A 13,602-nucleotide genomic window follows, 5' to 3' on the forward strand; every position below is an offset into this window, starting at 1 on the left:
GTGGCATGAAAATACTGATATGTGATGACTCAGCTGTTGCAAGAAAGCTTATTGCGCGTTCTATCGTACAAGATACATCATTGCATCTTATTGAAGCGCAAGATGGTTATGAGGCGCTTAATATTCTTGCTGAGCAAAATATCGATATTTTGTTTCTCGATTTAACGATGCCCATAATGGATGGTTTTGAGGTCCTCGAATCATTACCTGTTAGTCAGTACGCGACCAAAATCGTCATTATTTCTGGAGATGTTCAACAAGAGGCAAAACAGCGCTGTCTCGATCTTGGTGCTCAAGCTTTTATCGCTAAGCCTCTGACAGAAGAGCAGGTGCTCCCACTATACGAACAATTAGGGCTGCATTATGCGTTCAAACCTAGTCATTCGGTTGATTCTAAAAACCAGGGTTGCGAAGAGCTTTCCTTACTAGCCAAATTCCGTGAAATTGCGAACATTGCCCTTGGTAAAGGGGCTGCGATTATGGCCGACCATTTACATGAGTTCATCCAACTTCCTGTTCCTCATGTTGGACCTTTGTCCTACGGCGAGCTTCATATGACACTGGTTGATGTGGTTGGGCGTGACAGTTCCGTTGCGGTAGCGCAGAGGTTTGTCGGTGGTGGTATTCACGGAGAGGCACTGGTGTGCTTACGTGGTAGGGATATCAATCAGATTGGGGAAAAATTAGGTTACCTCCTTGAGTTTACGCCTCATAATGAAATCATCTTGAATATCTCTAACCTACTGGTTTCGTCATTTCTCACGTCGTTAGGCGATCAACTCGACAAGCAGTTCTCACTTCGTCAGCCAGGCATTGTGGATACCTTAACACCTTATTGTGAAGAGCAAGGCGAGTTGGGCGAGCTCTTTACTATCGAATACACCTACATGGCAGAAGCGCTCGATTTCGAGTGCGAGGTACTGTTTTTAATTGATAAGCCATCCGTAGAAATAATCTATGAAATCATGGAGCTAATCTAATGTCCGATATCACGCTGGACATAGCAGACTTTCATTGGGTCACACAAATTCTCGATACGATGGATTCAGGGCTTATTGTTTTGGATCAAGAGTATAAAGTGTGTGTGTGGAACAGTTTTATGCAGTCATACAGTGGCATTCTATCACAAGAAATTCTTGGTGAATGTTTATTTGAGCATTTTGAAGAGCTGCCAAGAACTTGGCTAGAAACCAAGATAAAAGCTGCCGCCGATCTGGAAACTCGTTCTTTTTCTAGCTGGGAAAACCGACCGTATCTTTTTAAGTTCAACAATTTTTCTCCGGTTTCAAACAGCAGTGATTTTATGTATCAAGATATCGTGATCACGCCGTTAATTGGGCTCTCAGGAGAGGTCAGCCACATAGCGATTCAAGTCAATGATGTTTCTGAAACTGCGAGAAATCGCATTCATTTGAAAGAAACAAATCAACATTTGTCGGAAATCAGTCGCAAAGATGGTTTAACAGGTTTATTTAATCGCGCTTATTGGGAGCAATCATTGAAAGATGAGTTTGCTCACTTAAAAGTTATCGACGGACCATGCTCATTAGTAATATTCGATATCGACCACTTTAAGAAGGTGAATGATACTTATGGTCACCCGACAGGGGACGAAGTCATTCGTCGAACCTCTGCCTTGTTGAGAAAAACAGCAAGAAGCAGTGACATCTGCGGTCGTTTTGGTGGTGAAGAGTTTACGGTACTACTTCCTCACACAAACCAGGAGCAAGCTTGCTATTTCGCAGAGCGTTTGCGCAAAAGAATTGAGCAAGAGATCGTGAAAGTGGAAGATTTTTTGATTAATTACACGATAAGTATTGGTGTTTGCGAGTATAAGCCTTATTTTGAAACTCACACTCAATGGTTAAAGAGTGCCGATGCTGCGCTGTATCGTGCAAAAGAAAATGGTCGTAACCAAACCTGTTTGCATGAAAATGACTGAAATATAAAAAGGTTTGAAGAAACCCTGTATCCGAATTCAGTGAAGCAAAGCTCAATTGTTTGAAAATCATCCAGTTGGTTCGTGAATGTTTGTTAATATGAAATAAGTTAATGAAATTTTCTCGGCATGTCTTACTATTGAAACTATTCTGCTTTCAGCTTCGAAGGCTTGCAATAAACGGAGAAAAACAGTGGTTTTAGAAACCGATAGATATCTCGCTCTTATCGAGCACTTGTCTCTAAATCTAGATATTTTTACGACCGAAATTGGCGACACTGGATCCGAAAGCATCGAAGATGTTGTCACCGATATGGTGGCTTCAAACATCATGGCGATTTTTGAGCAAAATCCAGAACTTCACTCGAGCGTACGCTTCAAATTGTTGAAAGAGGCTGATGCAGTTGTTGAAGATCTTGGTGAGATATTGGCTGGGGTATGGCATAAAAAAGCGACCAATGAACAGATCACGTTCCTTGATGAATACATCGCTCTGGTCAAAAATCTGTTCGATAATGCTGTTGCGACTTACGACTGATATTGTTTTAACTTACAGCAATGTCCGGTTAAAGAGTGAGAGGAGTTACATTGTAACTCTTCTTATTTGCCAAAACTTAGATGCCCAGTATGGGTTGTCGATTCTTGAAATAATCACACCTCTAGACGTCGATGCATGCATGAACTGCTTGTTACCCAAGTAAATTCCGACATGATAAGTTGTACGTCTTGTTTTAAAAAACACTAGATCCCCTTGCTTGGCATCCGTCCAACTTAACTCCACACCTTGCTTTGATTGCTGCTTCGTTGTCCTTGGTAACGAGAGCTGATAAGCCTCAATAAACGCTTTTTGTACAAATGCTGAGCAATCAATTCCAGATTTCTGTGTCCCGCCTAAGCGATAAGGCGTGCCGTGCCACTCTGTGTAAAAGTCGAACAAGTCTGGGTTGTCCGACAATAGCTGATTTGTAGGTGTTGTCACCTGTGCTTGCTCACTAGGCTCAGGCCCAGAAGAGCAGGCGCTTAGTAGCACACTGATTATCAAAGGAAAATATACTCGACGCAAATCACCACCTGTCATCTCTATGACTCACAACTGAAATATTAGTGTCATAACCAATCCATAGTATGGGCTGCAAATCACGGTTTTGTCTCACAAATGTGACGGAATCACTGCAGAACCGATTCAACCTTAAGAAAGAATAAAAATTGATTATGGCAAAGCGAAAACGCTCACGCACATCACTTTCACTGATTCAGGCTGTCAGTGCAACATTTTTAACTATCATTGCTCTTGTTATAGCCCTTTCTGTCTCAAGTTTCAAAGGAATGGAACAGGTAGGGGAACAATTTGAAGACTTGTCGCAAAAAGCGTTACCAATCGCGATGGCAAACGCAAAGTTAACCAGGAATGTATTGGAGATGGTTAAGCTACTCAACCATGGTATGCAGATTACTGAGCCGAAAGAGTTGCCTCTCATAAAAGAGCAAATCGACTCTCTTGCAACTCAAAGCACGACTTTGGTTGTGGAAGCGTCTGGTGTAGCTCAGCAACTCTCGGAGGAGTTAGACACCAAACTAGCGCGTTTACATAACATCACGCAGTCCATTTTGTTGAAGCAATCTTCGGTGATACAAATTCAAATGGATATTGATGCCGCTGTTGGTGGTTTTCGCTATGGGCTTAGCTCTATCGGTCCGGAAATGAATCGAATCAGTTCATTCCTTAGTGCTGATAATCCTGAGTCGAGCGATGCCGCTAACCGTTTCATTGCTTCTGCAAGCTCAATGGAAAGTACGTTCTTAGTCATGATGATGCACTCAGAATTAAACAAAGCCGAAAAAGAATACCGAGAAATGCGAAATCGCATAGCAGGTATTAAACTCGCCTATGAAGACTTCCAATCTTTTCATCCTGAAGTAAGTGAATATGCAAGCTTAACCGCACCATATGAGATGGTGAAACAAGGCTTTAGTGAAAAGGGCGTGCTGCGTTTGATCCTCGCCAAACTAGAACAAGGGGAATTGCAACGTTCAGAGTTTAAACAGGCTTCGATGCTTGCGGATGAAACCATGCGGTTACTTGATCAAATCTCCCAAACCGCTGGTCAGTTGATCGATGAAAAAGAGCGGGTGGTCAACGAGACCATTGAATCGGTGAGCGTTGTGCTCGTGTTTGCGGCGTGTGTGATTTCTTTTATTATTCTGGTTACTTGGTTTAGTCTCAAGTCATGGACAAACCGAGGGTTAAGGAATGTACTAACGCGTCTTTCAGCACTTACCGAACATGATTTTCGTGACAAGGCAGAAGAAGTCGGCCCCTATGAGCTGAAAGAAGTAGCACGAAAGTTGAATCAAGTAATCGATTCCACACATGACTCCATTCAAACGGTGACGCGCAATTGTGAAACGCTTTATCAGACGGCAGAAGTAAGTCACAGTGCAGCCGAACAAACAAGTGATGGGTTGGCAACACAAAATGAAGCGTTGTCGAGTATGATCACGACCATAACGCAGCTTGAAGCCTCTATTCGTGAAATAGCAATGGTGACAAATGCATCTTCACAGGACTCGCTCCTTGCAACCCAACACACTGAAAAAGGGGTTCAAGTCGTGGAACAAAACCGCGAACGTTTGGAGTCATTAGAAAGCTCTTTGGATGTAAATGAACAGTCAATGTTAGAGCTAGACCAGCGTGTAAAACAGATTCGTGAAATGGTCGATATGATCAGTGGGATCGCGGACAACACCAACTTACTTGCTCTCAACGCAGCAATAGAGGCTGCCCGTGCTGGTGAGCAAGGGCGTGGATTTGCGGTTGTCGCTGATGAAGTTCGCAAACTTGCAAGTGATACCTCTCAACAAACTACGAACATCCGAGAAATGATGAGCGAGCTTATTACTGCCGCAGAGCGTTCGCGCCAAGCAGTTAATGATTCAAGAGAAGAAATGACCCACGCGCTACAGTCCAGCAATGAAGTGAAATCGACATTTTCTGATATCAACCTCGCGGTTAAGCACATTCAAGAACGTGTTGAGCAAATCTCAGTTGCTACAGAAGAACAAGAACGAGCGACGGCAGATGTATCTCAATCCATCACGCATATTTCTGATCTTGGCGAACGCACAAAGCTGCAGCTTGAGTCTATGGTTGAGAGTTCTGAGCAAGTGGCGGAAATTGCCGGGCACCAGCAAGCAATGCTGCACAAGTATGAGCTTCATCAGACCAAGTAAATGAGATGTTTCCACCGACTAAAAGCAGAACCTCGGTTCTGCTTTTTTGTTACGGCTACCCATTCAATGGCTCCTATTTGCATTGCAAGAGTGAGTTACATCTCATCTCGTTCATTTCTAAAGGGTTTAGTTATCACAACGTGATGTTAATGCTTTGTTCGAGGGACTCGTTGACTAGAATGTCGCCAGAATTCAAAGGAACGAATCATGCAGTTATCACAAAGAGCCAGCCTCATACTAGTTAATCATCACCAAGAGCTTTTGCTTATCCACCGCGTTCGAAACGACAGACAGTATTGGGTTTTCCCTGGCGGCAGTGTTGAAGCAGGTGAGAAACCTTTTGAAGCTGCTAAAAGAGAAGCGCTGGAAGAAACCTCAATAGAACTTGGCTCGGTTAAGAAAGTTTTGGAACTCGAAAATCAAGGTCGCTTAGAAACCTATTTTCTTTCTTATGTAGGGAACTTAAAAGTGAAACTTGGGAGTGGGCCAGAGCAAATCAGAAAATCAGATGTTAATCAGTACCATTTGAAGTGGGTGCGTGTAGAGCAACTTCACTCGATTTCTTTATATCCAGAGAAAGCTAAAGCCTTTTGCTTGAAGCATAAGGAGTGGTTTTGTGATCGATAAAGTTTGCCCCGTTGTTCTACGTAATCAAAATCAAGAGATCCTACTTTTTAAACATCCGTTGGCGGGTGTTCAGCTCGTCAAGGGCACTGTTGAAGTGTTTGATGAAAGTTACATCATAGCAGCCAAGCGGGAGCTCGCTGAGGAGTCTGGTATCACACATGTTCGTTCCGCACGATATTTATGCTCATGGGACAGTGGCTTTCAAAATCAAGTATGGCATTTTGTTTTGTGTGAGTGTGCTGGCCTCGCTAATTCATGGCTGTTTCATACACAAGACGATGGCGGACATGATTTTGCGTTTTTTTGGCACGATATAGGGAGCGATATTTCCTCACAGGCGCATACTGTTTTTCAGCACGGACTGGAAAAAGTTCGAAAACTGATAGACCAAGGCGTGATTTAAAGGAGGATTCTGTCATTGCATTGGCGGATTTGGGCGAAACGCCAAAGCAAACACTATGCTTCTACTAGAAGCAAATAAAGAAGGTAGAGTAGCCGTTACTGTTCTCATCGTGTTGATAATGGCACTGTCGATCTCAAAAATGGCGATGAGATTACAAATGTTTAAGTGACTTCTATATGCTTTGCTCATTCATTCAGATAAGGAAACGGTAATGGATAAATTCGTCGTGTTTCTCTTATGCCTTTTTATGACAGTTGGCGGAGTGGTTCATCTTTATGACAACATTGTTGGTGGCTTTTTACCTTACGATTTTGCGCCACGCTGGTTGAATATGTATTGGAGCGCTTTGGGACTATTGGACTTATTAGCAGCGTATCTATTGGTCAAGCATCGCCGCTCTGGCCTAGTCGTTATGTTATTGATTCTTATAACCAATGTTATCTTTAGTTCCCACGCTCACTATACATTAGAAATATTAGATAACAACGTCGCCCTACAAATGAAGACACTGTTTTTAGGGTTCTCATTTGGGGTATCTATCTGGTTATGGAATGCGCGAAAACATAGTCAATCGCGCAAAATATTTCGTTAATTATTATTTTCACAACACTCGATTAAGGATTGTAAACAGGGACTCGTTATGAACGATTTTAAAGACTTGGCCAGTTTTGCTGGTTTCAGCGTACTGACAGGTTTGAGCTTTGCCACCACTTTCTTCAGCCTTGCTTTTCTATACAGCTCAATAGAGGTACAGCAAGTAATGAACACCAATGCTTTGGCATGTGCAGTGCTTGGTGTTGTTGGTTTATTTGTTGGTATTACTCAGTTAAACAAAAAGCGTCAGCTAGCAGAAAACTAATCTGTTCTTACACATCATGAGGATGAAGTAGTGTTTAACAGGGGTTTAGGCTTGGTCTATTCGTTTTGTTGACATACTTCATCCAACAATATTTTTTTCAACCATTACTTCTTCTCTTTATTGTAGCGAAAGGGCTGCGTTAAAAGCTTATCTAATCTTTGCTCTTCTTCGTCTCTAATTTCCGGCACACCAATAACAACATCATCATGACCCAACTTAGGCTGAGCTCGGTATGTCCCAAAAAAGCGGTCCCAAACTGAAAGGAAAAAACCAAAGTTTGAGTGGGTCTCTTTTACTATCACTGAATGGTGCACGCGATGCATGTCTGGTGTAACGATGACGTTTCGCAGTTTTTGGTCTATGGATAAAGCCAGTTTTGCATTACTGTGATTAAACATCGCGCTCGCATTAAGCACAATTTCAAATACCACAATTCCGATAGGTGAAACACCTAAGATAAACACGGCTGCAATTTTTACTCCCATTGAAATGATTATTTCGAAGGGATGAAAGCGTGCGCCTGTAGTGACGTCTATGTCGAGATCGGCGTGATGCATTCGGTGAATCTTCCACAGCGGTTTTACATGATGAAAGACAACATGCTGAGCGTAAATGACGAAATCAAGCAAAATGACGATTAGGAAAATGTTTAACCAATCGGGGAGGGACAGAATATTCAGCAGCCCCCATTGTTGCTCCTGAGCTATGACCGCAGCTTGAAAGGCGGCGATAGGCATGATTAAAGCAATAACTAGGCTGTTAAAAGCAACCAATGACAAGTTATTGACCCAGCGAAACCTGCGCGAAGCGGTCAGTGTTTTTCTAGGCAATTTGTTCTCCCAAATGGCACAAAGCAATAATACGCCAAGGAAAAAGCCTAATCTGAGCCATGAGGGTTCTTGAAATGTCGTTTCTGTCACTGTCATTCCCTTATTTATTTCTTTATCTATGACCGAGATAAGTGTGAAATTATTTCAACACACTGCTGATGGGCTTATCTTGAGGCGAAACCATAATATCAGTAGAATCGCGCTCTACTTTTTACTTGGCATTACTTACCATGAGAATTCACGCTTTCCACCGTTTATATCAGTACCGACAATCTATCTCAACCAAGCCTTTCAACGCGCGTGGATGTAAAGTGGTTCGTTGCCAATATTGCCAGGTTTCTGAGCAACACTGTTTGTGCGACCTTCAGCCAAACATTAAGGCTAATATTGCATGTATGTTGATTGTTTCTGAAAACGAAGTATTTAAGCCAAGTAATACCGGTCGTCTAATCGCTGATACGATTCAAGAGACTTACGTGTATCAATGGAACCGAACAGAACCGTCTGAAGAGATGCTAGCGCTACTACAGGATGACAGTTACCAACCGGTGATTGTATTTCCTGCAGACTATGTGGATGATCCCTCTCGTTTAATTGAAGATCTAGAGCCAGGGCGATTGGTAAAAGAAGATGTCGAGAACAAAAAATGGTTGCTGATCTTTATTGATGGTAGCTGGCGTGAGGCACGAAAGATATTCCGTCGTTCTGATTTTCTTAAATCTTTGCCTGTGCTTTCCATTGAGCCGGAATCTCTGTCTGAATACATCATGCGCCGCTCCGAGAATGATCAGCATCTTTCAACCGCCGAAGTCGCGACATTAGTTTTAAAACAAGCTGGTGAGCCTAAAGCTGCGGAATGCCTTCAATTGTGGTTTGAAGCCTTCAGAGAAACTTACATGCTGAGCAAGACTCGAGTCAAAAGCGACCCTAACCAGCCACACTTGAAACGTTTCAAAGAGTGGATGAAAACCGAGAGCTGACTCTAAGGAATGAGCTTTTGTTGATGGTATGTTGTTCAACTGGCTTCGGTGAGGGGATAAATCTGCATTCGGTCACGGTTTGCAGGCGTACAGATATGGATAATGCCATCAGTTTATACTTTTGACTCTAGCCATTTTTGAGAGTCGTTTGAAGCATTTTTTAGGAGAGAAATACATGTATTACGGCTTTGATGTCGGTGGCACTAAAATTGAATTTGGTGCATTTAACGAGAAGCTTGAGCGTGTAGCGACGGAACGTGTACCTACACCAACAGACAACTACGAGCTGCTGGTTGATACCATTGCGGAATTGGTGAATAAATACGATACAGAGTTTGGCTGCGAAGGTACGATTGGTCTTGGCCTACCAGGTATGGAAGACGCCGATGATGCAACGGTACTAACAGTTAACGTTCCTGCGGCAAAAGGCAAACCACTTCGTGCTGATCTAGAAGCTAAAATCGGTCGCAGCGTAAAAATTGAAAACGATGCAAACTGTTTCGCGCTTTCTGAAGCCTGGGATGAAGATCTTCAAGATGAACCATCTGTACTAGGTTTGATCCTTGGTACTGGTTTTGGTGGCGGCTTTATCTACGAAGGCAAAGTATTCTCTGGCCGCAACCACGTAGCGGGTGAGGTGGGTCACACACGTCTTCCTATCGACGCATGGTTCCACCTGGGCGAAAACGCACCATTACTTGGCTGTGGCTGTGGCAACAAAGGCTGTTTAGATAGTTACCTATCTGGTCGTGGTTTCGAGCTTCTTTACGCGCATTACTACGGCGTAGAGAAGAAAGCGATCGACATTATTAAAGCGCACGCAGAGGGTGAAGAGAAAGCAGTAGAGCACGTCGAGCGCTTTATGGAGCTGCTAGCGATCTGCTTTGCAAACCTGTTTACTGCAACAGACCCACACACCGTTGTACTTGGTGGCGGCTTATCTAACTTCGAATTGATTTACGAAGAGATGCCAAAACGCATCCCTAAACACTTATTGTCTGTGGCTAAGTGTCCTAAGATCATCAAAGCAAAACACGGTGATTCAGGTGGTGTACGCGGCGCTGCGTTCTTAAACATCAAGTAATGACTTAAACCTTACTCGATATAAAGTAAGAAGAAATTTAAAGCCCCGTTTAGACTTTCAAGGTTAAACGGGGCTTTTACTTATATACCGAAGTAACTTGTATACCCAAGTAACTCATATACCTAAGTAATTTCGGTATGCTCGGGTATGGATCATGAACAAAAGTAGCATGCATAAAAAACTCACGACGAATCGTGAGTTTTCTGTTTGCAGCTAAGCTTATTTGTTCTTTTTGCCTACGCCCAGGTTTTCTTTTTGAGCTAGGGTGATTTTGCTAAAGCCTAATTTTCTGAAGTAGTTGTCGCGGTAGTTTCGCACCGCTTTAGTGTCAGACACTGCTTCGATTTGTTGCTCCATCTTTAGGAACTCAGTGATATCGATACCTTCGGCTTCTGCAACTGCTTCTTGAATGTTGCGGTGCTGCTGGTATGAGAACGTCAGTTCTTTGTCTTGGTCTTTGTAAGTGTAAAGAATGGTGCGAGCCATAGCTGTCTCTCTGAAAAGGTTTCTGTATTAAACAAAAAGGCCAGACTCGCTGACCTTTGAATTTCTAGTTTGAGCTAGATTCTGCCTTGAAGTGGGATAATTGTCACGCTTTCTCCCGCTTTTACTGTATCAATAGCTGGGGAGATTTCGATCAAACAGTTCGCCTCACTCATTGAGCGTAAAATACCAGAGCCTTGCTTGCCTGTTGTACGAACGGTTAAACGGCCAGTTTCATCCAGCTCATAGACGCCACGGCTAAACTCGGTACGACCTTGGCGAGAGCGAAGATTCTCAGTCGCGATGGCATTCACTTTCAGAGGCTTCCAGCCTTGTTCGCCTTGCATCTTACGCAGTGCAGGCTCAACAAAGTTGATGAATGAAACCATCACTGCCACAGGGTTGCCCGGCAGACCAAAGAACGGCTTGTTGTTGATTTGACCAAACGCTAATGGACGTCCCGGACGCATGTTGATTCGCCAAAAATCTATTTGACCAAGTTTATCCAAGGCAAGTTTGATGTAATCCGCATCACCAACAGATACGCCACCAGAAGTCATAACCACGTCCGCTTGCGCCGATGCGTTTTCCAACGCTTCAATCATTAACTGTTCGTTGTCTTCCAGAATACCGAAGTCCAAGATCTCGCAGCCGAGCTTTTCAAGCATGCCCATGATGGTAAAACGGTTGGAATCGTAGATAGAATTCGCTTTTTGCTCTGTTCCCGGCGCTTGTACTTCGTCACCGGTGGAGAACACGGCAACTTTCACTTTGCGGAACACATTCGCTTCACCAAAACCAAGCGAAGCGATCATGCCCATTTCTGGAGAGGCTAGGCGAGTGCCTGCGGTAAAGACGTCACTGCCGATAGCGAGATCTTCACCTGCTTGACGAACGTTTTGGCCTGCTTTGATATTCGCACCGTTAAAGGTGACCTTGTCACCTTCTTGAGAGGCTTGCTCACGCATGACCACTGTGTCGCCGTTACGTGGTGTTGGTGCGCCAGTCATGATCTTCACCGCTTGACCAACGTCCAGAGGTTGATCGTAAGCATGGCCCGCCATCACTTCAGCAACCACTTGGTAGCTATCGCGCTCAACATCATCACTGCGGATGGCATAACCGTCCATCGCGGAGTTGGTGTATTGCGGCACATTTACTGGTGAAACGATATGTTCCGCAAGAACGCGCCCGTAAGCATTTTCAATCTTGCATGCTTCTATTTCCGAAACCGTGTTCACCAAAGAAAGGATTTTCTCTTGGCCTTGAACCACAGAAAGGAAAGCTGGAGAAAGAGTGTCGCAACATGCGGCGTCTTTCTCTTTAGATTTTGGTGCTTTTGCATCTTGAACGTATTGAAGAACAAATTGAGCGATGGCATCCAAATCATTGATGTTCATTTGAGGGAGCTCAGAATCTAACCCCGCAGTGTTTGAAGCGATAGCGATGATGTTTTCATCGTTTGGATAAAGCCAAGGCTTGCCGACTTCTTCACGGTGCAATTCGATTTTAGGAAACGCGATGTTTTTGCAGCCTTCGACCAAAACCACATCAAGCATGTCTTCATCAAAACGTGTTAATAGGTATTCAAACTCCGCTTCGGCTTCTGGCGTTTCTGTCATTAACGCAAAACGGTTGCGAGAAGCAATCAGCATTTGAGATGCGCCAGCTTTGCGTAAACGGTAGCTGTCTTTACCCGGCTTATCGACATCGAAGTTGTGATGAGCATGTTTTAGCATGCCAATGCGCAGGCCCGCTTCAGTTAGCTTTGGCAATAGAGCTTCAAGTAGTGTGGTTTTGCCTGTGCCTGAATAAGCCGCAAAACCAAGAATAGGAATGTTTAGCGTGTGTTTCATGATTCTAATTGTCCAAATTGCGCCAGTTCTTCCGGAGTGTTCAAGTTGACGAAACAGTTTGGTGAGTCGCTAAAGTCAACGTAACTGGTATTGCACTCTTTGTAGAGTAGAATGATTTTGCGGTCGCCACGTTCTAAAAATGCGGTGAGTTTTGGCAGTACGCGCTTGTGGTAGAGCGTAAAAACAGGTTGCTGATGGTCACCATCATGCGCGACCAAAATATCGCTGTCTTCTTTGACGAACTGGCAGAAACGCTCGACAAGGTCGGTGTTGATTTGTGGGCTATCGCAAGGTACAAATCCGACCCAGTCAGTTTCAGCATGCATCAAACCCGCGTGAATACCGCCCATAGGCCCAGGGAAATCTTTGAATTGATCACTAAATACGAAACCAAATTTGCTGTACGCATCTTGGTTTCGGTTGGCATTAATTAAAATGCGTGGAGTTTGTGGAGATAAACGTTCAATAACGTGCTCGATGAGTGGCTTCTGATTTAACTCAATCAGACCTTTATCTTTTCCACCCATACGGCTGGCTTGGCCACCAGCCAAAATGACCCAACTAGTTTGTGTTGGTTGAAGCATATGCATTCTCTTGGGATGTTTCTTTTGGTATGACATACAACAGAGGAGACTCTATCAAAGTCTTGTCTTTAATCCACCACTGTTTTTTACATAAGTCGGTCAGTGCGTTGGCCTGATGGCTTGTCACCACGATACTGGAACCACGATCCAAAAGATCTTTCGCCATCACCACCAATCGTTCAATGGATTCTTGGTCTAAAGACGCACTTGGCTCATCCATCAACAAAATCGACGGTTTTAAGATCCAAGCCCTTGCCATGGCAACGCGCTGTTTTTCACCGCCGGACAACACGGAAATATGTTCGTCCGCTAAGGTTTCTAAACCTACCATGCGCAGCGCGTGAATAACTTGAGCTCGCTTATCTTTTTGCGTGTCTTGTTGATATTTCACTCCATAGACTACGTTTTCATATACAGTGCCGTCAAAAAGGTAAGGGGATTGGTGGAGATAAATCACATCGACACGACCATTGCGACGCGTCAGTCTTTTTAGCCACGTATCTTTTGGCGCAACAACATCACCAGTAGAGGGTTTGAGCAAGCCAGCAAGGATTTTGAGTAGGGTAGTTTTGCCCACACCATTGTCACCCTTGAGATAAATGGCATCATTTGGGCCGATGGCTAACTCAGGGATGTGGAAAAGCACACGCTCTTTAAAGCGCATGGATAACTGTTCGGCGGTGATTTTTATAGTCATAATTCGCCTCGACATGGGGTTAATGGTGA

16 protein-coding genes are annotated in these 13,602 nt (G+C 43.8%); 10 read left to right on the plus strand and 6 right to left on the minus strand.

The annotated features are described in order from the left end of the window. The first annotated feature begins 5 nt into the window (after positions 1–5). The 3 genes from IJ23_RS02620 to IJ23_RS02630 all read left to right on the plus strand — a co-directional run bounded on the left by IJ23_RS02620 (position 6) and on the right by IJ23_RS02630 (position 2,477). Positions 6–980 carry a response regulator gene (locus IJ23_RS02620; protein ID WP_033905358.1) on the plus strand — a complete coding sequence of 325 codons (975 nt, stop codon included), beginning with the start codon at positions 6–8 and terminating at the stop codon, positions 978–980. Then, positions 980–1,942: a GGDEF domain-containing protein gene (locus IJ23_RS02625; protein ID WP_005389546.1), complete on the plus strand. Its 963-nt coding sequence runs from the start codon at positions 980–982 to the stop codon at positions 1,940–1,942. Before IJ23_RS02620 ends, IJ23_RS02625 begins: the two co-directional genes overlap by 1 nt. Positions 1,943–2,132: 190 nt before the next feature. After that, positions 2,133–2,477, plus strand: coding sequence for a DUF3802 family protein (locus IJ23_RS02630; RefSeq protein ID WP_033905263.1), 345 nt, complete (start codon positions 2,133–2,135; stop codon positions 2,475–2,477). 45 nt (positions 2,478–2,522) lie between these two features. On the opposite strand, the gene IJ23_RS02635 is transcribed toward IJ23_RS02630, so the two are convergent. After that, positions 2,523–3,017 (minus strand): NlpC/P60 family protein, encoded by a 495-nt coding sequence (locus IJ23_RS02635; protein ID WP_025998640.1) that lies wholly within the window; start codon positions 3,015–3,017, stop codon positions 2,523–2,525. A 134-nt stretch (positions 3,018–3,151) separates the two neighbouring features. Here IJ23_RS02635 and IJ23_RS02640 point away from each other — a divergent pair, with 134 nt between their 5' ends. From IJ23_RS02640 to IJ23_RS02660, 5 genes are all read left to right on the plus strand, one after another. Then, positions 3,152–5,170 (plus strand): methyl-accepting chemotaxis protein, encoded by a 2,019-nt coding sequence (locus tag IJ23_RS02640; protein WP_005389543.1) that lies wholly within the window; start codon positions 3,152–3,154, stop codon positions 5,168–5,170. 207 nt (positions 5,171–5,377) lie between these two features. Next, the gene (locus tag IJ23_RS02645; protein ID WP_033905264.1) at positions 5,378–5,797 is read left to right on the plus strand and encodes an NUDIX domain-containing protein; all 420 of its coding nucleotides are present in this window, start codon (positions 5,378–5,380) and stop codon (positions 5,795–5,797) included. Continuing rightward, complete coding sequence (locus IJ23_RS02650; RefSeq protein WP_033905265.1) at positions 5,787–6,200, plus strand: NUDIX hydrolase; 414 nt, start codon at positions 5,787–5,789, stop codon at positions 6,198–6,200. Before IJ23_RS02645 ends, IJ23_RS02650 begins: the two co-directional genes overlap by 11 nt. Positions 6,201–6,411: 211 nt before the next feature. Continuing rightward, positions 6,412–6,792 carry a hypothetical protein gene (locus tag IJ23_RS02655; RefSeq protein WP_033905266.1) on the plus strand — a complete coding sequence of 127 codons (381 nt, stop codon included), beginning with the start codon at positions 6,412–6,414 and terminating at the stop codon, positions 6,790–6,792. Positions 6,793–6,840: 48 nt separating this feature from the next. Next, on the plus strand, positions 6,841–7,059 hold the full coding sequence (locus IJ23_RS02660) for a hypothetical protein (protein ID WP_033905267.1): 219 nt from the start codon (positions 6,841–6,843) through the stop codon (positions 7,057–7,059). A 104-nt stretch (positions 7,060–7,163) separates the two neighbouring features. Here IJ23_RS02660 and IJ23_RS02665 read toward each other — a convergent pair whose 3' ends face one another. Then, complete coding sequence (locus IJ23_RS02665) at positions 7,164–7,979, minus strand: sterol desaturase family protein (protein WP_033905359.1); 816 nt, start codon at positions 7,977–7,979, stop codon at positions 7,164–7,166. A 140-nt stretch (positions 7,980–8,119) separates the two neighbouring features. Here IJ23_RS02665 and IJ23_RS02670 point away from each other — a divergent pair, with 140 nt between their 5' ends. Beyond that, complete coding sequence (locus IJ23_RS02670; protein ID WP_005389532.1) at positions 8,120–8,869, plus strand: tRNA-uridine aminocarboxypropyltransferase; 750 nt, start codon at positions 8,120–8,122, stop codon at positions 8,867–8,869. Between the two features lie 175 nt (positions 8,870–9,044). Beyond that, the gene (gene nagK, locus IJ23_RS02675) at positions 9,045–9,953 is read left to right on the plus strand and encodes an N-acetylglucosamine kinase (protein ID WP_033905268.1); all 909 of its coding nucleotides are present in this window, start codon (positions 9,045–9,047) and stop codon (positions 9,951–9,953) included. Between the two features lie 219 nt (positions 9,954–10,172). Here nagK and IJ23_RS02680 read toward each other — a convergent pair whose 3' ends face one another. The 4 genes from IJ23_RS02680 to IJ23_RS02695 form a co-directional block, all read right to left on the minus strand. Further along, positions 10,173–10,439 carry a DUF2960 domain-containing protein gene (locus IJ23_RS02680; protein WP_005377584.1) on the minus strand — a complete coding sequence of 89 codons (267 nt, stop codon included), beginning with the start codon at positions 10,437–10,439 and terminating at the stop codon, positions 10,173–10,175. Positions 10,440–10,513: 74 nt separating this feature from the next. After that, on the minus strand, positions 10,514–12,292 hold the full coding sequence (locus tag IJ23_RS02685) for a bifunctional molybdopterin-guanine dinucleotide biosynthesis adaptor protein MobB/molybdopterin molybdotransferase MoeA (protein ID WP_033905269.1): 1,779 nt from the start codon (positions 12,290–12,292) through the stop codon (positions 10,514–10,516). After that, the gene (gene mobA / locus IJ23_RS02690) at positions 12,289–12,876 is read right to left on the minus strand and encodes a molybdenum cofactor guanylyltransferase MobA (RefSeq protein ID WP_005377572.1); all 588 of its coding nucleotides are present in this window, start codon (positions 12,874–12,876) and stop codon (positions 12,289–12,291) included. The genes IJ23_RS02685 and mobA overlap by 4 nt, the downstream gene beginning before the upstream one ends. Next, on the minus strand, positions 12,854–13,573 hold the full coding sequence (locus tag IJ23_RS02695) for an energy-coupling factor ABC transporter ATP-binding protein (protein ID WP_025766658.1): 720 nt from the start codon (positions 13,571–13,573) through the stop codon (positions 12,854–12,856). The genes mobA and IJ23_RS02695 overlap by 23 nt, the downstream gene beginning before the upstream one ends. Positions 13,574–13,602: the final 29 nt, after the last annotated feature.

Origin of the sequence: Vibrio sp. OY15 (assembly GCF_000742455.1) — a bacterium.
In the GTDB taxonomy this organism is placed as follows: Bacteria; Pseudomonadota; Gammaproteobacteria; order Enterobacterales; family Vibrionaceae; genus Vibrio; species Vibrio alginolyticus.